The following is a 19,234-nucleotide window of genomic DNA, read 5'->3' on the forward strand; positions in this document are numbered from 1 at the left end:
CCTAAAGAATTTAATTATGAGAATTAAGTAACGTGAAAAAAGAAGAAATCCCTGACTGGAAAGCTCTTGAAAATTTGGTCGTAATGATCCAAAAGCAATTGTCGCCAGATGCTAAGGTACAGCATAATGTTATGCTTGAAGGTGTTGAAAGTGAAACCAAGCGACAAATTGATGTTCTTGTAGAGCAAGATATCGGTCAATATACGATGCGAATCGTCATCGATTGCAAAGACTATGCAAAACCAGTTGATGTTAAAGGGGTAGAAGAGTTTCATGGGCTTGTTCAAGATGTTAAAGCTCAAAAAGGAGCTCTAGTTTGTCCGTCCGGATTTACCAAATCAGCGTTAAATAGAGCTAAAAAATTACAAATTGATTTGTATAGACCAGTATCTACAGGCAATCACAAATGGAAGGCAAATATTACTGCACCGGTTCTTTGTGATTTCAGAAATTCTTTTATGTCCTTCGGCATTAGCTCATCTGATCCCAAACCGCTGATGATAGCTCAAGAATTCTATAAATTGAGCGTTACCGATGAACACGGATCCGAGCTTGGCAATGCACTTGAAACTGCACAGCAAAAGTGGGATCAAGGTAAACTTCCAAGTGAACCCGGAGAACATGACGCAATATCTATATTCGGTGAAAACAATGTTTTCATCGACAACGGCTATGGTGACAAGGTCAAGGTGAATTTGACAGTGCGGTTACTTGTTAATCAAAACTTATATCTTGGTCATTTACCTGTCGAAGATTTGAATGGTCTTCAGGATGAGCATTCGGGAGAAGTCCTTACAAATGCATTTACGCTAGGTGGGTTGAACCCAGAGGAAGTGCAAGATTCATGGAAAGTAGTCGAAGATATCAATAAGTTGGACTTTCAACCGTTATTTAAAATAGCTGGTTTTAACTGCTATGGTATCGGAACTTAATAAAGCAATTAAGTCGGATTCCATACGCGTGCCGACTCGTTCACGCTCAAACATAGCATGCGTATGTCACCGCTTATTGCGGCGTTTGAAACTCATTTCTGTCCAAAAATAATCTTCCAACTTTACCCATTGAAGACATTGGTAGATATCTAAACCAAAGGCGCCAGCTTCATTAACTCGGCAATATTTTGCACGCCTAACTTTTCCATTAATTTTGAACGGTGAACCTCGATGGTTCTGACTGCCACACATAATTCGTTAGACATTTGTTTGTTGGTGTTGCCTGCAATGACCAGTTTGAATATTTGATGTTCACGCTCAGATAGGGCATCAATCAAAGCCAAATTGTGCATTTTCCAATGTTGTTTAACGCTGTATAGCAGCCCTTTTTCTATGGATTGCGCTAGCACTTTGCCTTGTACTGGTTTCTGGAAAAAATCAAAAGCGCCTTGTTTGAAGGCATCCACTGCCATGGGCACGTCGCCATGTCCTGTTAAGAAAATAATCGACAATGGGCTTTTCGCTTCATTCAATAATTGCTGTACTTCTGGGCCGCTAAGGCCTGGCATTCTGGCATCTAAAATAACGCAACCTGCTAATGACAAATCAACTTGAGCGAGAAAGGCGTCTCCAGAGTTAAAGCTGGTTAGCTGATAACCGAATCCTTCCATTAAAAAGCATATTGAATCGATAATGGCTTCATCATCATCGACTAAATAGACTGGGCAATGAATGTCAGTTTGCATGTGTATTCCTTGCAATGTTTTGAATGCATCATTGATAAGTATCTCAGTTTGAATCGATATGCTAACTAATTTTATACAAACCATGAAATCCATCACGTTGCGTGATTGCCGCTCATCGTAAGCTTATTATAGTTTTCTAATGAAAGGTTTTATTGTGCTGCGGATATTGCTTTGTTTTATCGCCATTAGCTTTTTGTCACCAGTTTGGGCTAAACCGCAAGAGCTTTATGTCGGTGTGCTTGCTAATTGGGGCGATCAACAGGCGATTGCTCGTTGGACGCCGATGATGGATTACTTGAATGAACAGGTACCAGATACCCGATTTCATGTTTATCCAGGTAATTTCGAAGCCTTGAATGCGGCAATGGAATCAGGAAAAATCCAGTTTATTATTACCAACCCTGGGCAATACCTTTATTTATCCAATCAGTTCCCTTTGTCTTGGCTGGCCACGATGCGATCAAGGCGTCATAACGGCGCTACATCTGCTATTGGCTCAGCCATTATTGTTAGGGCTGACAGTGATTACCGCACCTTGTACGACTTAAAGCAAAAAACCATTGCGGCTAGTGATCCTCATGCTTTAGGAGGCTATCAAGCTACCATTGGCTTGATGCATAAATTGGGCATGGACACTAAAAATTACTTTAAAGAGATTAAGTTTCTTGGGTTCCCACTCGATCCATTATTGTATCAAGTGCGTGACGGCAACGTGGATGCGGCGATAACGCCATTATGTACCTTTGAAGATATGGTCGAGCGAGGGCTGATTAAAGCGGATGAGTTTCGTATATTGAACCCGAGTCGTCCGAAAGGGTTCGACTGTCAGTGCAGTACTAATCTTTATCCTAACTGGTCGTTTGCTGCGAATGAGAGCGTGGATATTGAACTCAGTAAACATATCACTCAAGCGCTAATGGATTTACCTTCAGATCACCCTGCTGCAATACAAGCAAAACTGAAAGGGTGGACCTCACCTATTAGTCAGCTGGCAGTGATTCAGTTATTCAGTGAGCTTCATGTTGAAGCGTCAGAAGTAAACCGCTGGGACACTTTACTAAAATGGCTTAATGATAATCGTCATTGGGGTGGTTTGGCGGTGTTGTTATTTATCGTCGCGACGGTTTACCACTTATGGATTGAGTATCGCTTTCATCAAAAAAGTGAGTCGTTAATTGAGTCTGAGCGACAACTAAAACAGCAAGAGCTTGCATTAGAGAAGCTACAAAGTACTGCCATTATTGGTGAGATTGGTGCAGGGCTCGCACATGAGATTAATCAGCCCATTGCGGCGATTACCAGTTACAGTGAAGGCGCTATTATGAGGCTGGAAAATAATCAGCCTTTTGATGAACAATCAGCCAAAGCATTGCTGACTAAAATCCATCAACAATCCACCCGAGCTGGTGAAGTGGTGCATCGTATTCGTGGCTTATTAAAGCGCAAAGAAGCGGTCATGGTGGATGTCAACATTTTGAGTTTGGTCGATGAGAGTGTGTCATTACTCAAAATTGAATTGGCTAGACACGATATCAGTGTTGAAAACAATATCAAAGGTGAGCCATTTTTTATTACCGCCGATAGAGTTGGCCTGTTGCAGGTGCTGATTAATCTAATTAAAAACAGTATTGATGCGATAAGTGATAGTGCTGAGGCTGTAAAACGAGCCAAAATTGTCATCGCAATGGATTTTAAAGAGCATCAGGTGGATGTTTCGATAATCGATAATGGCCCAGGCTTACCTGAAACATCAGATGCGTTAATGGCAACCTTTTATACCACCAAAGAAAATGGTTTAGGCCTTGGACTTGCGATTTGTAATGAAGTCATCAAGGAGCATGAAGGCGCCTTTAGCCTTAAAAATCGACAAGATATTCAATCTGGTTGCATTGCCAAAGTCAGTTTGAAGAAAAGAGGCTCTGAGCAAAAAGTGATTGGATAAAGTAAGCTGACTTTATCTGCAGATATAAATTTAGTAGTTTGATTTAATAACAAAAAGACTTCCTTTTAGGCAGTCTTTTTTATTATCTGTTCGAAATGTGGTTTACCACAATAGCTAAAATAAAAGGGCTGTGTTGGTGTTTTTTTAAACCGTGAACACAGTCACAAAGCCGAAATACCCACCGTAGATATGTGGTTTACCACAATATTCAATTCGCTTCTTCTGTTTGAGAATGATGAAAACCTTAGAACTGCTTAATCGTTCTGTAGTCCTGCTAATCCGGATGTAAAGTACGCCGATTAAGGTTCTTGGGTATCGTTGTCAATTGGGAGAAGTACCATGAAACTAGATCGGCGAACCTTTATCAAAGGCGCAGGAGCTGGCACAGCAGGTTGTGCATTGGCTGCGCTGCCAGGCTCGATTGCCGCCTTGGGCAGTGTCTCAGTAAAAGGCAGTGAAACATCAATCGCAAGTAGCTGCGAGATGTGTTCTACCCGCTGTCCTATCTCTGCACGTGTTGTTAACGGCAAAAACGTCTCTATCTTAGGGAATAAAAAAGCCAAATCTTTTGGCGGGGCAGTGTGTGCCCGTGGTGGCGCAGGTCATAGTTTACTTTACGATAAGCAGCGTATTGTTAAGCCGCTTAAGCGAGTTGGTGAACGTGGCGAAGGCAAATGGGCTGAAATCGAATGGGATGAAGCTTACCGTCTTATTGCTGAAAACCTCAATAAAATTAAAGCCAAACATGGCGCTGAGTCAGTCGCATTCTCATCGAAATCTGGCTCACTCGAAGGTCACCTTTTCCATCTTGCTAAAACCTTTGGCAGCCCAAATACCTTTACTCACGCATCGACTTGTCCAGCTGGTTATGTGGTCGCGGCTAAAGCCATATTCGGTGGCAAAATAAAGCGTGATTTAAGTAACTCAAAGTACATCATCAACTTTGGCCATAACTTGTATGAAGGCATTAATATGTCTGAAACCCGTGGCATGATGAATGCGCAAATGGAAAAGGGCGCCAAGCTTGTGGTATTTGAACCACGCTTTTCTATTGTGGCTGACAAAGCCGATGAGTGGTACGCCATTAAACCAGGTACAGATGTAGCGGTTGCCTTGGCGATTTGTCATACCCTGATTAATGATGATTTATACGATAAAGACTTCGTCGCACAATACGTTGAAGGCTTTGATGAGTTTGCCAAAGAAGTCAAAAACTACACGCCTGAGTGGGCTGAAGCCATCAGTGATGTGCCTGCTGAAGATATTCGCCGCATTACTCACGAGTATGCTGCAGCCGCGCCTCACGCATTAGTTGACTTCGGTCACCGTTCATCTTTCACAACCGAAGAATTTGAAATGCGCCGCGCACTTTATGCTGCCAACGTATTGGTGGGCAATATTGAACGTAAAGGCGGGCTATATTTCGGTAAGAAAGCCTCTAGCTACAATAAATATGCGGGTGAAAAAGTAGCGCCAACCTTGTCTAAGCCTGGCGTTAAAGATTTACCAAAAATTGATGCTAAACGCATTGATATGGTGGATGAACAGTATTCATTACTCTGGTCATCTGGGGGGATATACCAAACTATTTTAGATGCCACATTAGAAGCAGTGCCTTATCAATTGCACGGCTGGGTAATGAGTCGAACTAACCCAATGCAAACCATGACGGATAGAGCGCGAATTGTTGAATCTATGCAGAAACTGGATTTCGTTGTGGCCTGTGATTTATACATCACTGAAAGCGCAGCTTATGCTGATGTGTTCCTTCCTGAATCGACTTACCTTGAACGTGATGAAGAGATCAAAGATAAGTCAGGTAAAAACCCGGCTTACTATGTGCGTCAGCGGGTGGTCGATACCATTGGCGATACCAAGCCAAGCTGGCAGATCTGGAAAGAGGTGGCTGACAAGTTAGGTCTAGGTGAATACTTCCCTTGGGAAAATATGCAGACCTTGCAAATGTTCCAAGTGAACAAAGATGTCAGCTTATTAGACAAAATTAAAAATGATGGTTGGGTGAGTTACGGCAAGCCACTAATGCTACGTGAGCCAAGCATGGTGAACACCTTTGTTGCTGAGTATCCTAATGCTATCTCACCAGATGAAGATAAAACCTATGCAAGCCACCTGAGCTTCAAAACACCATCAGGCAAGATTGAATTAAGTTCGAATAAAGTTGAGAAAATGGCGCCTGGACGTGGTGTGATTAAATATCGCGAAGTCACCATGAAAAAAGCCGATGAGCTGTTTTTCATTCAAGGCAAGGTCGCTGTGCATACCAACGGTGCGACTCAAAATGTACCAATGCTTGCTAGCTTAATGTCAGATAACGCTCTGTGGATCCATCCGATTACAGCGGGACATATGGGGATTTCGAGCGGCGATAAAATTCGAATTTATAACGACACAGGCAGTGAAGAAGGTCATGCCCTAGTCACGCCAGGTATTCGCCCTGACACAGTGTTTGCTTATATGGGTTGCGGTTCTAAAAACAAAGAGCTTGCTCGTGCTACTGGTAAAGGTATCCATTGCGGCAACTTACTTCCTCACGTTACGTCTCCGGTTACAGGTATGAACTTACATACTACCGGCGTCAAAATAGCCAAGATTTAATCGGAGTTCATTATGACTAAACGTTATGTCCTTGTGCACGATGAAAACAAGTGCATTGGCTGCCAAGCGTGTAATGTCGCTTGTCGCAGTGAAAATAATGTCCCTGAGTCGGTGACCCGAATTCAGGTAAGAGTCGAAGGGCCTTATGGCAATTTCCCAAACCTTCATTTTAAATACAATCGTGTGTCGTGTGAGCAATGTGAAGATGCACCTTGTGTGAAAGTTTGTCCTACAGGCGCTGCTTACGTGAATGATGACGGCATCGTGTCTATCAATGAAAAGAAATGCGTAGGTTGTTTATATTGCGTTGCGGCTTGCCCATACAAAGTGCGCTTTATTAATCCAGAAACGCGAGTGCCTGACAAGTGTGATTTCTGTAAAGAGAGTCGTCTTGCTCGTGGTGAAGATCCAGCTTGTGTCTCAGTATGTCCAACTCAAGCATTGGCTTTTGGTGATGCCAACGATTCAACCTCAGAAGTGAGCCAATTACTGGACACCAAAAATCATTACCAACATAAAGTGAACCTAGGCACAAAGCCAAGAGTTTACCGAATTCCTAGCCGTAAAGGAGGGATCAAAGTATGAACAATATCTGGGGCTCAATGGAGCAATATGATCCAGTCGTCTGGAACTGGATAATCGCTGTTTATTTATTTATGGCAGGTCTATCTGCTGGCTCAATGATGGTTGCAATAGGGCTTAAATGGTACCGGCAAAGTCGTGGATTGCCCACTGAAGGCTTACCCGTTATCAAGGCTGCAGCCGTTGTTGGACCGATATCTATTTGTGTTGGTATGGCGCTGTTAATGCTTGATTTGACTAAGCCATTTGAGTTTTATCATATTCTGCTGAATTACAATTTTACTTCGGTAATGGCTTGGGGGGTATTAGCGTTATTGTTTTATATCCCACTGGTGTTCGTATTTTCTGGTTTGATATTTGAAAAGCAATTACTCAGCCTTGCACCTTGGTTATCAGGCGTAGCTAAAATATGTCGCAAACTTGAAAATAGACTGAATAAGCTGATTTTTGTACTGGCGATAGGAGTTGGGATCTACACAGGTTTCTTACTTTCAGCATTGATTAGCTATCCCATTTTGAATACGGCGGTTTTACCTGCATTGTTCTTAGCATCAGCGTTGTCGGTGGGATCTGCTGGTAATGTTTTAGTGGCAACCTTGTTTTTCAGTAAGAAAGAATCTGACTGTATTGAACAAGTGCATCGCATTGAATACCCTGTGGCATTTAACGAAGCCTTATGTTTGGTATTATTGTTTGTTGGACTTAACTTTTCAGGCCCAGCAGCACAAGCGGCAACGGCGGCGATTACCACAGGTACATGGGCAAGTGTATTTTGGATAGGTGTTGTCGGCTTAGGCTTAGTGGTACCAGTACTGGCTAGCACAATATCACCTAAGTCATGGCGCCATACTAAAGGCTTTTTGGTCACAGTATCGTGTAGCACTATTCTTGGTGTATTGGCACTAAGACACTTCGTGGTATACGCAGGTCAAAGTTATATAAGCTAGGTTATTTATTGTAGATTGATAACTCAAAGCGAATAAAAAGGCCGTTTAACATGATTGTTAAACGGCCTTTTAGTGAAAATAGGTTTTACAAGGCTGTCCCAGAGTCAGTGGTTCTATTATTTGTAGAACCTTGTATTTCAGCTTTTAATGCTGGATCAGATAGAATTTGTAATAACTGATCTCGATATGCTCTTAGTACATTATTTTGTGGCGATTCATCGGATTTCTCATCAATAACGTCTCTTTCTTTGAGGTTTGCTTGATGCGATAGACCCTGATCTTTATCAAATAAATAAGTATTTACTTCGGTATCAAAGTTAAACGACGATACCCAGTTTAAATTGATACTGAAAAACCACTCTTGTAAATCAAGTACAAGAAGGTGTTGTGATTCTTGCTCTACTAGTACATTACTCGCAATTGTTTCAGTTGGAACAGCATCTAAATCTGCTGGTTTTACCTGCCAACCTTTATCCGTTAAACCGAGAATAATTCTTTTTTGTAGCCATTCACTAAGAGTAAGCGATTTGTCATCTTTTTCCGTGGCAAGTAATGCATCAACATTCCAATCAACTGGAATGCCAAATGTTGCATGAGCTCGGCCAATAAACGTTTCAGGTTTACCTTCTTTTACTCTTTTTCGATTATCAATAACGCTGATCATTATGGGTTGTTGATTTTGATATTCGGGGGAAGGGGTTTGTTCTTGTAGGTTAATAGGGGTAACACAGCCAGTAAGCGTAACAATGGTGAAAAACACCATGATAAATTTAAACACATCAAATCCTTTTTGTTGGTTAATTTTTAGTAAATCCGTCTGATTCTACATAAAAAAATGCCGCTAACTCAATGGAGTTAACGGCATTTTTGAATTTTGTTTTAAAAACCTATTAGCTCTTAGCGCGTTTCATCGCTGTGAAGAACTCATCGTTTGTCTTGGTCATGGCCAATTTATCGATAAGGAATTCCATACCTGAAACTTCATCCATTGGATTAAGGATTTTACGTAAAATCCACATCTTCTGAAGTTCATCTGGCGTGGTGAGCTTCTCTTCACGACGTGTACCTGAACGGTTGAAATCAATCGCTGGGAAAACACGTTTTTCAGCAGCTTTACGAGAAAGGTGTAACTCTTGGTTACCTGTACCTTTAAACTCTTCGTAAATAACTTCATCCATTTTAGAACCAGTATCAACTAGTGCTGTTGCGATAATAGTTAAGCTGCCACCGTGTTCGATATTACGAGCTGCACCAAAGAAACGCTTTGGACGATGAAGGGCGTTAGCATCAACACCACCGGTAAGAACTTTACCTGATGATGGGATTACAGTGTTGTATGCACGTGCTAGACGAGTGATTGAGTCTAATAAAATCACCACGTCTTTTTTGTGCTCAACTAAACGCTTGGCTTTTTCGATAACCATTTCTGCCACTTGAACGTGACGCGATGCTGGCTCATCGAAAGTAGAAGCAATAACTTCACCTTTAACCATGCGCTGCATTTCGGTTACTTCCTCAGGACGTTCGTCGATTAGCAATACCATTAACACCACTTCTGGGTTGTTATGGGTAATGCTTTGCGCCATGTTTTGCAGTAGTAATGTTTTACCTGCTTTTGGCGGTGCAACGATCAAACCACGTTGACCTTTACCAATCGGAGAACATAAATCCAGAATACGTGAAGTGATGTCTTCAGTAGAACCGTTACCACGTTCCATACGCAGACGGTCTTCAGCATGCAGTGGGGTAAGGTTTTCGAATAAGATTTTAGAGCGAGAATTTTCAGGCTTGTCGAAGTTAACTTCGTTGACTTTTAGCAGAGCAAAATAGCGTTCACCGTCTTTTGGCGGGCGGATTTTACCAAAGATGGTATCACCGGTACGCATATTGAAGCGTCTGATCTGGCTTGGTGAGACATAAATGTCATCTGGGCCAGCTAAGTAAGAACCATCTGAACTTCTTAAAAATCCAAATCCATCTTGGAGGATTTCTAATACACCGCCACCAAAGATATCTTCACCGCTTTTGGCGTGGGCTTTCAGAATGGAGAAAATGATGTCCTGCTTGCGAGCACGGGCCATATTTTCTAATTTCATGCTTTCTGCTAGTGAAACTAGGTCTGATATAGACGTGTCTTTTAATTCAGTTAAATTCATGTTGGGGGTCTTGTATTACGCGACGATGCTTACCGCAATCAATCAAAGGGTATAACAATGTAGAAAAGTGTGATTGATAAGCGAGTAGGAGTTTAGTTGAAAAAATCTGCTGAATAAATTAGCACTATATGGACTGGGCGTCCAGAATTTTAGCAAAATATCGGCACAAATTGTTCACATATTGTGCCGATAATCACTATTCAAGCTTAAAATGCGCAGCTTTGCCATGTCATGTGTCGGTTGAGTTAACTAAATATTGTTAGTTTAAAACAACAACGAGCTAACTGAGTTAACTCGTTATGAATAAAATTCACCTTACAAACTGATAAGCTGTGATTCTAATGAGAGGCTTGATTAAGCTTGTGCGTCAATGAACTCTTTTAATTGAGTTTTTGATAATGCACCAACTTTAGTGGCAACTAACTCGCCGCCTTTGAACATTAATAATGTAGGAATGCCACGTACGCCGTACTTAGCAGGTGATACATTATTTTGGTCAACGTTTAGTTTAGCTACAGTAATCTTACCAGCGTACTCTTCAGCTACGTCGTCTAAGATTGGGGCAATCATTTTACAAGGACCACACCATTCAGCCCAGAAGTCTACCAATACAGGCAATTCTGAGTTAATGACGTCATTTTCGAAGCTGTCATCGCTTAGGTATACAATTTTATCGCTCATGTAAATCTCCAGATTTGGCACCATTGCTAGTTTATTAATGGCTTACCATGTATATTGGGGCGGTTAAATAGTTTTCAAGTAAACGTGTGGGCTATTTCAAACGATTGAGTCTTTTTTTGCAACACTTAACGAGTATGCTTGAGCTATGAGCGAAACACATTTATCTACCCAAAAGTTCGCTGACTTCCCTTTGAAACCAGAGGTAATTCAGGCTTTAAACGAAAATGGCTTTGAATTTTGTACGCCAATTCAGGCGTTATCTCTCCCCATTTTATTACAACAAAAAGATATTGCAGGTCAGGCACAAACAGGTACTGGCAAGACAATGGCTTTTTTGGTTGCTACTTTTAATCACCTTTTATCTGTTGCCGTTCCGGAAGGACGACAAGTCAATCAGCCACGTTCTATTATCATGGCGCCGACTCGCGAATTAGCGATTCAGATTGCAAAAGATGCCAAATTACTTGAAAAACATACCGGCCTTAAAGTCGGTATCGTTTATGGCGGTGAAAGTTACGATGTACAGCGTCAAGTGCTTGATGCTGGTGTTGATATCCTTATCGGTACAACAGGTCGTATTATTGATTACGTTCGCCAAGGTGTGATCAGTCTGAACTCTATTCAGGCGGTGGTGCTTGATGAAGCGGATCGCATGTTCGACTTAGGTTTCATTAAAGACATCCGTTTCTTGTTTAGACGTATGCCAGATGCGAAATCACGTTTGAATATGCTTTATTCTGCGACGTTATCGATGAAAGTGCAGGAACTTGCTTACGATCATATGAATGATCCTGAAAAAGTCGAAATAGCACCTGAACAAAAAACATCTAAGAATATTAAAGAAGAAATTTTCTACCCATCAACAGATGACAAAATGCGTTTGTTGTTGACCTTACTTGAAGAAGATTGGCCTGAAAAAGCCATTATTTTCTCAAATACCAAGCACAGTTGTGAAAAGGTATGGTCGTGGTTAGAAGGTGATGGACATCGTGTTGGTTTACTGACGGGTGACGTGCCGCAAAAGAAACGTATTCGTATTCTTGAGCAATTTACTTCAGGTGCACTTGATTTGTTAGTGGCGACTGATGTTGCTGCGCGTGGTCTTCATATCTCTGATGTATCTCATGTATATAACTATGACTTACCAGATGACTGTGAAGATTATGTTCACCGTATTGGTCGTACTGGCCGTGCTGGTCAAAAAGGCGTGTCAGTGAGTTTTGCATGTGAAGAATATGCATTGAACTTACCTGCTATTGAGACATATATTCACCATTCAATTCCGGTGACTAATTACGATCGCGAAGCATTGCTTGATGATTTACCGCCTCCTGTGCGTATTCATCGTAAACACCCAACGACTCGTGGTCGTGATGGTGGTAATCGTAATGGTGCACACCGCAGCGGTGGTCGTCCACCTCAAAGGAATCGCAGACACTCGTAAATGACGTTTTCAGCTACATTACCTTGTTATGCCGCGATAACGCTTGGCTCAAATAGCTTTAATATGTTGGTTGCCCAAACATTGGATGGCCAACCAACGATTATTGCTAAATATAAGCAGAAAGTGCGTTTGGCTGAAGGTATTGGCGAGGATAATCGCTTAGCTGAAGATGTCTTGCAACGAGGCTTAGATTGCTTGCAGATGTTTGCTGACATGCTTGATAAGCATCAAGTGGCTCAGCAACACGTTGCTGTTTTTGCAACCGCTACGCTCCGTGTTATTTCTAATGCTGCAGAATTCCATCAACGTGCGTTACCAATATTGGGGCACCCTATTGAGGTGATTAGCGGTCTGCGTGAAGCAGAGCTCATCTATCAAGGCATGGCAGCTACCACAGAAGGTGATGGTCAGCGTTTAGTGATAGATATTGGCGGCGCAAGTACCGAGTTTATCATTGGTAATGGCAATGAAGTGCTGTTTAAAACCAGCTTAGACTTTGGTTGTGTTCGTTTTAATCAACAGTTTTTCAATCAAGTCCCTCATCAACTTCAGCACTTTGAACAAGCTAAAGCAGCGGTGTCTGATGCGTTGCTTCCTCATAGTGAATTACTTAGAGAGCTAGGTTGGCAAGGCGTGGTTGGTGCCTCTGGTGCGGTTCAGTCCGTGGTTTCGGTACTGAATCATCGTGAGCTGTCTGAAATCATCACCCTTAAAGTGTTGTATCGATTTCGTGAAGAAGTGTTGGCGCAAAAACAGCAATCTTTGCATCATATTCAGGGGCTATCTGAAGAAAAGGCACCGACTTTTGCTTCAGGTATCGCCATATTAATCGCGTTATTTGAATTGCTTGATATTGAGTCGTTAAATTTATCTGGCGGCGCACTTCGAGAAGGGGTGCTGAAAATGTTGGCTGACAGAGTTGAGCTGGGCTAAGATTTGAAAAGTGCTTGTTATGAGCGATCAAAAAAAGGACCTAAATAGGTCCTTTTTTTTGTGGCGTATTTTGATTTACTTAACGATATTCAATAAATCTTGCTCTAAAGTCACTTCTGGTCTTTCAACAATTCGGCCAACTTCTTTATCGTCTTGTTCAACGATAAAGGTAGGAATACGAGAGAACTCATAGTTCGCTGCTAAACCTTCAGGATCAAGCTTGCTGCGATCAACACCAATGTAGGTAACGGTGATATTCGGGTTAGCAACTTCTTCGATTAGCTTCATGAAACGTGGTGTTTCACGATGACAATCAGGGCACCAAGTTCCAATAATCACAACCACATTTGTTGGCGTGGTAATGGCTTTTAATGCTGAGATAGTCGCGGCATCTGTTTGATAGTTTTCAAACTCTTCTGCATACCCTGGTAAATCTTTTTCTAATGCTGAAATTTCAACAATACCTGTGATAATCACTTCTTGTTTCTCCTCGCTACATGTTGCCATGAAGCCTGATTGCTCTTCATCAAACGCACAGCCGCTGCTAGCTAAGGCTGAACCTACAACCAATTGGCTGCTAAAGAAAAGGGCGGTTGTGGCTAATAATGTTTTAACAGTTTTATGCATGATAAAGTCTCATGAAAGAAGAATGCAATAATTCAATCATTTTGACGTAAGTTAGGGAAGTTGAATATGAGCGACCTGTTAGCTAGATCACTCACAAGGGCAATAATTCAAAGAGAACTTTGAACTTGCCCATAAGTGCGATAAATACTGTTACAGATATAAGAATTTTATTGCATATCATATTCCTGATGCGCGGTTTTTATCTTTTTGGGGCAGTTTTTCTGTTGAGAAAATATGCCAAGACTTTTCAATTCCTGATTCTTGCCACTTAGCCACAGCAACCAATCTGTGCTCACGTCCCTTGATGGCTGCTGGGATCATATTATCTTCAAAATACACTTGCGAAGTAATGTTTTGCTTGTTGATCCCTTGCGCCACAATCAAGCGGGTAATTTCTTCGGTGCGCATTTTAGCGAGTTCATGGTTATAGGTATCGCTACCCTCGGGGCTTGTATCACCAATCAAATAAACCTTCGCGTCTGGGTGGTGTTTGACTGCGTTTACCATTTTAGCCAAACGATTCGATTCATACTCAGTCAGTGTGTATTTATCAAATTCAAACATCACCACACGGCTAGCTTTTTTCTCCACTGTGACGGCATTCTCGCAGCCATCGTTATTGATAACTGAACCGTCAGGAGTCGTTAAACACAGATCTCGAGCTGTGATAACGCCATCGGCATCGACATCGGTTAAATCACGACTTTGCTGTTCAACCATGGCTGGTTTAGGTGTTTCAATACAGGCTGATAGCATCAATGCCACGAGGCAAAGCGGAAGCATGTTACGGTGTTTCATATTACTTCTCCTCTTGCCATTGTGTTGGGGTGTCGACTCTAAATGATTCAATGAGTTGACCTGTGGCGTTAATTAACCGATACGATGCAATATGATAATTGTAATAGGCGCTAAGGTAGTTTTTTCTGGCTAAATAGACTTCTACTTTGGCATCTAACACATCAAGAAGTGAACGTCTTCCTAGCTCAAATTGACGTTGATAGCCTTGCTCTGCTTGCACGGCTTGGTCCACATTCACTTGATAAAACTTACGTTGCTGGCCAACAAATTCATAGGCGTTCCAAGCAAGTCGAGTGCCTTCAATTACTTGTTTTTCAGTTTGCTGACGAATTGATTTTGCTTGTTGTACTTGCCAGGCCGCGGCTTCTGCTCGGTCATTAGTTGAACCACCGTTATAAAGATCATAACTTAGCATTAGCATGGCTCGTGCATCTTCATCAGGACCTTCGATGCCACCGATATTGTCATTTTTATTGGCTTGTAACTCGATTGATAACTTAGGCCAGTAGTCACTTTTTTCTCGCTCATACTGTGACGAAGCAGCTTGAGTATCGTTGATGGCCGCATCAATTTCTGGATGGTTCTTAACGGCTTGCTCTAGTGCCAGCTTGAGTGATGTAGGTACATAATTAAAATCGGGTTTGGCATCATGCAGCTCTGTGGGAAGTTGGCCAACTAGGTCGTAATAACGAGCTTGTAAATCCATTTGCTCATTGCGCGCAGCAAGGTATCCCGATTGGCTTGTTGCTACACGGGCTTTGACTTGCGCGACGTCTGACTCACTACTCAGGCCTTTTGCTTGACGCAAAATAATGTCTTTTAAGATGTCTTCGTGTTCGGCGATATTACGTTCAGCAAGCCCTACTACACGGTTAGACAGCATTAAATTGAGATACACTGTTGCGACATCTAAGCTGAGGTTTTCAGCTTCAGAAATTAGCCCAAAGCGTTCAGCCTCTTGTTCAAATTCGAGGCGGTCAATTTCTGAAGTGGTTCTAAAACCATCAAATAACAGCTGCGACACTTTCACGCCTAACTCGGTGCGATTTAAATCAGTATCGACGCGTTGGCCGCTGTTATAGCGCGCCTCTTCATAGCCTACACCACCATACAACTTCACTTGGGGTAAATAGTCTCCTACTGCGGCTTTTTTATAGCGAACAGCAGCTTCAAAGCTAGCGTATTTTTGCTGCAGCCTAGGGTGATGATTTATCGCTTCAGCCACCGATTGTTCTAGCGTCATTGCTTGAACTTGAGTGGACATCACTAAAGCAGAAATGAATAGCAGTTTTTGCATAGTATCCTTACCTTCTGGTACCTTTACGGTTCTCTTAGTGCATTTGCTTTGGCTCGTAATAATGGTTTAAGCCAGTAATTTAAAACTGTTTTTTGACCGGTCAAAATATCTGTAGAAGCTTGCATTCCGGGGATAATTGGCCAGCCATTGAGCTGAGTTTCATCTGTTTTTATGTGCGCCTCATAATAGGTGGTGCCATCTTCTAGTTGCTGGGCATCTGGACTGACATAAATCACCTCACCTTTAATGCCACCATAAATGACAAAATCATAAGCGGTGAATTTCACCATGGCTTGCAGCCCAGTATGGACAAATGCGATATCCTTAGGCGCTATTTGGCTTTCAATAATCAGTTGATCATCTTGCGGCACTATTTCCATGATAACTTGCCCCGGTTCAACCACTTGACCAGCGGAGCGCACCAGAATATTCGACACGCTACCTGTGACTGGCGTAGTGATTTGGGTGCGTTCGAGCCTATCGGCTAGCGCTTTCATGTTTTCGGTTAACGCTGAGAGTTCGTTACTGGTTTTATTGCGCTCATCAGTCATGCGATTAATAAAATCGAGTGCCACATTGCGACGTTCTGCAACCGCTTGACTGATCGCGGCCTGAAGCTGTCTTTCACTGGCTTGCGAGGCAGATAACTCTCCCTGTAAACGAACTGCGTCTCGCTCAAGTTTTAATAGTTCAAGTTCGGCAACGGCGCCTTCATTAACCGCTTCACGGGTCATACGGATTTCTTGTTTCGCCATGCTAAGACCACTACGTTGAGCCTCGATATTAATATTCACTTCTTCTTTGGCTTGGCGTTTTTGCTCAACGATTTGCGCTGTTTGATCTAATTGCGATATCAGTTGTGAGAGTTGCGATGAGTATATTGCTTGAGCACGACGATTGGCTGAAGGGTCTGCAATCTCAAACTGTTGCGGACTGACTTGCACTTGTGAAAACCATAACGGTTCATTGTCATTGATTTGCACACTTTCAAGTAATGCCTCTAATCGTGTGAGTTGGTTTTTTAAGGCTACGCTATTTAGTCTTGCCTCATGGAATGCTGAGGCAAATCGTAACTCATCTATCACTAATAAAGTTTGTCCCGCATTAACGGTATCGCCTTCTTTGACTAAAATTTCTTTTAAGCTGCCGCCATCTAAACTTTCTATTTGCTGAACGGCTGTGGCTGGTACCACTTTGCCTTCGCCAACCACCACCTCTTCTAAGGTGGCGAAGGCAGCCCAAGTAATCGTGGCCAAAAGCAAGGCAACAGTCAGCATGATGACAGTGTTGGCACGTTTTGCCCCTTCAAGGTGTTTGATGTGCATGTTGGCACTCATGATTTCACCTCATTGCTTGTGTGCTGGCGCACATTGACCGCTTTAATTCGGCGCTTACTGGGCTCAATAAATTCACTGGCAGATTTCTCGCCGATTATCGCCCCTTTATCCATTACTATGATGCGATCACAAAGACTCAATACTTTGGGGTTATGGGATGAGATTAACAGGGTGCAATCAGCGGTATTCATTTTCAGGCTACTGATAATTTGTGTTTCACTGCGCTCATCCATGGAACTTGTTGGCTCATCTAATATCAGTAGTTTTGGTTGCCTGAGTAAAGTACGGCAAAGGGCAATAGCTTGACGTTGTCCGCCCGATAATTGGCGGCCAAATTCACCCACTTGGCTGTTTAAACCACTGCCGAGTCTATCCATTAACTTATCGATACCCGTATTCATCATGGTTTTAGCCAGTAATGCTTCATCCACGTGCTGGAGTCCGTAAAGTAAGTTGTCTAGGACGGTGCCATAAACTAAACAGGGTTGCTGACTCATATAACCGATATGGTCACGAAGCCGATTAACTGACCATTGTTGCGCTTCGAGTTGATTGTAAAAAAGTTGACCTTCATTTAATTGATACTGCCCTGCAATGAGTGCCAGTAATGTTGATTTCCCCGCACCTGCAGGGCCATAAAAACCGACTTTTTCTCCTGCTTTAATATCAAGGGATATGTCATTAAATGCAGTTAGTGGCTGCTCTGGGTAACTGAAACTTGCGTGTCGTAGATGTAGGCTGCCATTAAATGGAAATTGCGACACACTCATTGATTGCTGCTGGTTTTCTTGGGGTAAAGACAAGATAGATTCAACCGAAGTAATTGCTGAGCGAGTCTGTTGGTATTTTAGTAATAGCATGGCTATTTGGTTGATAGCACTTGAGGCGCGTCCGCTGAGCATGACGATGGCGATAAGCCCGCCCATACTCAAGTTACCCTGATGAATTTGATAAACGCCAGTAATAATTAGGCCAATGGACACTAGCTGCTGACAATTCATCACACTATGGCTTAGGGTATTTGAGCTAATACGGGACTCATTTTGCCAATCTGCAAGACTACTGACGGTTTCATGCCAAATACGTGAGGCTTTAGCTTGACCGTTATTTTGTTTAATTTCGGCTAGCATATTTAGGCTTTCGACTAGATGTGCTTGGCGCTGAGTAGACAGTTTTGATGATTCTTCTATGGTCACTGATAAGCGCTTTTGCATAAAAACACTCAGTAAAATGAGTACGAGCATGCAGGTTAATGGCACAAACACCATGACGCCACCTAACCATGCAATTAAGAGTAAAAATAATAGGGTAAAAGGTAAATCCACTGCCGTGACAAGGGTAACTGATGTGATGAAGTCACGAATGCTATCAAATTCTTGTAATTGTTTAGCGAAAGCCCCAGATGATGCAGGGCGGTTTTCAAGCCGCATTCCGACGACTTTTTCAAATAATGTGCTTGAAAGTTTAATATCAACTTGCTTGCCAGCGACGTCAGCAAGACGGGTACGAGCTTGGCGCAGTAACCAGTCAAAAACAATCGCAATGGATGCACCGCTAGCGAGGACCCATAAGGTATCAATGGCTTGGTTGGGCACAACGCGGTCATACACATTCATGGTAAATAATGGTGTGACTAAGGCGAGTAAATTAATGGCCAGAGAACCAATCAGAAAGCTGCCGTAAAACGGTTTTACTTCATCAAATGCGGCTAAAAGCCAATGTCTTTTGGTCTCTTTGTGGTGCTCAGTACCTCGCTCGTCGAGTTGTTCGAGTGGCTTGAGATACCAACACAGGCTGTTTATTTGAGGAAACTGTTGGCTTAATTGTTTGGGTGAGATTGTTGATTGTTCACCAGCAGCATTGAGTAAGGTAAAACCTGCAGCTTGTTTTTGGGTAATGAGAAAAACCTGTTGATTAGCATCGGTCAGGAGTGCAGGTAGCGCTAAATGCTGGCTATCAATTTTTTGCGAAGCAGCGTCCAAGCTTATTTTGGCCATCGCCGTGGTGAGTTGGAAGGCGATGTCCTTTTGTACGGGCAGTGCCTGCTGCACTTGTTCAGTGCTAATGCTTAAGCCAAAGTGAGCTTTGGCTAATACTAGAATATTAACTAAGGCTTCATGTTGAGCTATATCGGCATGACTGCTATCTGTAACTGACATTGTAATATTGCGTATCCTTATGCGTTTTTAGTTTTTG

Annotated in this window: 16 protein-coding genes; 7 read left to right on the top strand and 9 right to left on the bottom strand. The window is 42.4% G+C overall.

All coding sequences use genetic code 11. From position 1 onward, the window contains the following. Positions 1 to 32: 32 nt before the first annotated feature. Positions 33 to 932, top strand: coding sequence for a restriction endonuclease (locus K5Q58_RS09755; protein WP_220753740.1), 900 nt, complete (start codon positions 33 to 35; stop codon positions 930 to 932). A gap of 149 nt (positions 933 to 1,081) precedes the next feature. Here the strand turns inward: K5Q58_RS09755 and K5Q58_RS09760 are convergent, their stop codons facing one another. Then, on the bottom strand, positions 1,082 to 1,678 hold the full coding sequence (locus tag K5Q58_RS09760; RefSeq protein ID WP_220753741.1) for a response regulator transcription factor: 597 nt from the start codon (positions 1,676 to 1,678) through the stop codon (positions 1,082 to 1,084). Between the two features lie 139 nt (positions 1,679 to 1,817). Here K5Q58_RS09760 and K5Q58_RS09765 point away from each other — a divergent pair, with 139 nt between their 5' ends. The 4 genes from K5Q58_RS09765 (at position 1,818) to nrfD (ending at position 7,765) form a co-directional block, all read left to right on the top strand. Continuing rightward, on the top strand, positions 1,818 to 3,620 hold the full coding sequence (locus K5Q58_RS09765; protein ID WP_259651307.1) for a sensor histidine kinase: 1,803 nt from the start codon (positions 1,818 to 1,820) through the stop codon (positions 3,618 to 3,620). 339 nt (positions 3,621 to 3,959) lie between these two features. Continuing rightward, the gene (gene phsA / locus K5Q58_RS09770; protein WP_220753742.1) at positions 3,960 to 6,236 is read left to right on the top strand and encodes a thiosulfate reductase PhsA; all 2,277 of its coding nucleotides are present in this window, start codon (positions 3,960 to 3,962) and stop codon (positions 6,234 to 6,236) included. 12 nt (positions 6,237 to 6,248) lie between these two features. Continuing rightward, on the top strand, positions 6,249 to 6,821 hold the full coding sequence (locus K5Q58_RS09775) for a 4Fe-4S dicluster domain-containing protein (protein WP_220753743.1): 573 nt from the start codon (positions 6,249 to 6,251) through the stop codon (positions 6,819 to 6,821). Beyond that, positions 6,818 to 7,765: an NrfD/PsrC family molybdoenzyme membrane anchor subunit gene (nrfD, locus tag K5Q58_RS09780; protein WP_220753744.1), complete on the top strand. Its 948-nt coding sequence runs from the start codon at positions 6,818 to 6,820 to the stop codon at positions 7,763 to 7,765. Before K5Q58_RS09775 ends, nrfD begins: the two co-directional genes overlap by 4 nt. Positions 7,766 to 7,850: 85 nt before the next feature. Here nrfD and K5Q58_RS09785 read toward each other — a convergent pair whose 3' ends face one another. From K5Q58_RS09785 to trxA, 3 genes are all read right to left on the bottom strand, one after another. Then, positions 7,851 to 8,543, bottom strand: coding sequence for a hypothetical protein (locus K5Q58_RS09785; protein WP_220753745.1), 693 nt, complete (start codon positions 8,541 to 8,543; stop codon positions 7,851 to 7,853). A 112-nt stretch (positions 8,544 to 8,655) separates the two neighbouring features. Continuing rightward, the gene (rho, locus tag K5Q58_RS09790) at positions 8,656 to 9,921 is read right to left on the bottom strand and encodes a transcription termination factor Rho (RefSeq protein WP_102529368.1); all 1,266 of its coding nucleotides are present in this window, start codon (positions 9,919 to 9,921) and stop codon (positions 8,656 to 8,658) included. A 354-nt stretch (positions 9,922 to 10,275) separates the two neighbouring features. Next, positions 10,276 to 10,602, bottom strand: coding sequence for a thioredoxin TrxA (gene trxA, locus K5Q58_RS09795; RefSeq protein WP_102529367.1), 327 nt, complete (start codon positions 10,600 to 10,602; stop codon positions 10,276 to 10,278). A gap of 145 nt (positions 10,603 to 10,747) precedes the next feature. On the opposite strand from trxA, the gene rhlB reads away from it, so the two are divergent. Next, positions 10,748 to 12,046: an ATP-dependent RNA helicase RhlB gene (gene rhlB, locus K5Q58_RS09800; RefSeq protein WP_220753746.1), complete on the top strand. Its 1,299-nt coding sequence runs from the start codon at positions 10,748 to 10,750 to the stop codon at positions 12,044 to 12,046. Beyond that, on the top strand, positions 12,047 to 12,979 hold the full coding sequence (locus K5Q58_RS09805; protein ID WP_220753747.1) for an exopolyphosphatase: 933 nt from the start codon (positions 12,047 to 12,049) through the stop codon (positions 12,977 to 12,979). 75 nt (positions 12,980 to 13,054) lie between these two features. Here K5Q58_RS09805 and K5Q58_RS09810 read toward each other — a convergent pair whose 3' ends face one another. From K5Q58_RS09810 to K5Q58_RS09830, 5 genes are all read right to left on the bottom strand, one after another. Beyond that, a complete protein-coding gene (locus K5Q58_RS09810; RefSeq protein WP_220753748.1) occupies positions 13,055 to 13,606 on the bottom strand; it encodes a thioredoxin family protein in 552 nt (183 codons plus the stop codon). A 177-nt stretch (positions 13,607 to 13,783) separates the two neighbouring features. Next, positions 13,784 to 14,404 (bottom strand): OmpA family protein, encoded by a 621-nt coding sequence (locus tag K5Q58_RS09815; protein ID WP_220753749.1) that lies wholly within the window; start codon positions 14,402 to 14,404, stop codon positions 13,784 to 13,786. A 1-nt stretch (position 14,405) separates the two neighbouring features. After that, positions 14,406 to 15,701: a TolC family outer membrane protein gene (locus tag K5Q58_RS09820; protein ID WP_220753750.1), complete on the bottom strand. Its 1,296-nt coding sequence runs from the start codon at positions 15,699 to 15,701 to the stop codon at positions 14,406 to 14,408. A gap of 23 nt (positions 15,702 to 15,724) precedes the next feature. Beyond that, complete coding sequence (locus K5Q58_RS09825; RefSeq protein WP_220753751.1) at positions 15,725 to 17,038, bottom strand: HlyD family type I secretion periplasmic adaptor subunit; 1,314 nt, start codon at positions 17,036 to 17,038, stop codon at positions 15,725 to 15,727. After that, positions 17,035 to 19,197 (bottom strand): type I secretion system permease/ATPase, encoded by a 2,163-nt coding sequence (locus K5Q58_RS09830; RefSeq protein ID WP_220753752.1) that lies wholly within the window; start codon positions 19,195 to 19,197, stop codon positions 17,035 to 17,037. Before K5Q58_RS09830 ends, K5Q58_RS09825 begins: the two co-directional genes overlap by 4 nt. Between the last annotated feature and the right edge of the window lie 37 nt (positions 19,198 to 19,234).

Source organism: Shewanella sp. KT0246, from assembly GCF_019654955.1.
In the GTDB taxonomy this organism is placed as follows: Bacteria; Pseudomonadota; Gammaproteobacteria; order Enterobacterales; family Shewanellaceae; genus Shewanella; species Shewanella goraebulensis.

Bases quoted from the DNA above. Each gene is read 5' to 3' on its own strand.
- K5Q58_RS09760 (WP_220753741.1), bottom strand. From the start codon at position 1,678: ATGCAAACTGACATTCATTGCCCAGTCTATTTAGTCGATGATGATGAA.
- K5Q58_RS09825 (WP_220753751.1), bottom strand. From the start codon at position 17,038: ATGAGTGCCAACATGCACATCAAACACCTTGAAGGGGCAAAACGTGCC.
- K5Q58_RS09765 (WP_259651307.1), top strand. From the start codon at position 1,818: ATGAAAGGTTTTATTGTGCTGCGGATATTGCTTTGTTTTATCGCCATT.
- K5Q58_RS09805 (WP_220753747.1), top strand. From the start codon at position 12,047: ATGACGTTTTCAGCTACATTACCTTGTTATGCCGCGATAACGCTTGGC.
- nrfD (WP_220753744.1), top strand. From the start codon at position 6,818: ATGAACAATATCTGGGGCTCAATGGAGCAATATGATCCAGTCGTCTGG.
- K5Q58_RS09775 (WP_220753743.1), top strand. From the start codon at position 6,249: ATGACTAAACGTTATGTCCTTGTGCACGATGAAAACAAGTGCATTGGC.
- K5Q58_RS09820 (WP_220753750.1), bottom strand. From the start codon at position 15,701: ATGCAAAAACTGCTATTCATTTCTGCTTTAGTGATGTCCACTCAAGTT.
- rho (WP_102529368.1), bottom strand. From the start codon at position 9,921: ATGAATTTAACTGAATTAAAAGACACGTCTATATCAGACCTAGTTTCA.
- trxA (WP_102529367.1), bottom strand. From the start codon at position 10,602: ATGAGCGATAAAATTGTATACCTAAGCGATGACAGCTTCGAAAATGAC.
- K5Q58_RS09810 (WP_220753748.1), bottom strand. From the start codon at position 13,606: ATGCATAAAACTGTTAAAACATTATTAGCCACAACCGCCCTTTTCTTT.
- K5Q58_RS09815 (WP_220753749.1), bottom strand. From the start codon at position 14,404: ATGAAACACCGTAACATGCTTCCGCTTTGCCTCGTGGCATTGATGCTA.
- rhlB (WP_220753746.1), top strand. From the start codon at position 10,748: ATGAGCGAAACACATTTATCTACCCAAAAGTTCGCTGACTTCCCTTTG.
- K5Q58_RS09830 (WP_220753752.1), bottom strand. From the start codon at position 19,197: ATGTCAGTTACAGATAGCAGTCATGCCGATATAGCTCAACATGAAGCC.
- phsA (WP_220753742.1), top strand. From the start codon at position 3,960: ATGAAACTAGATCGGCGAACCTTTATCAAAGGCGCAGGAGCTGGCACA.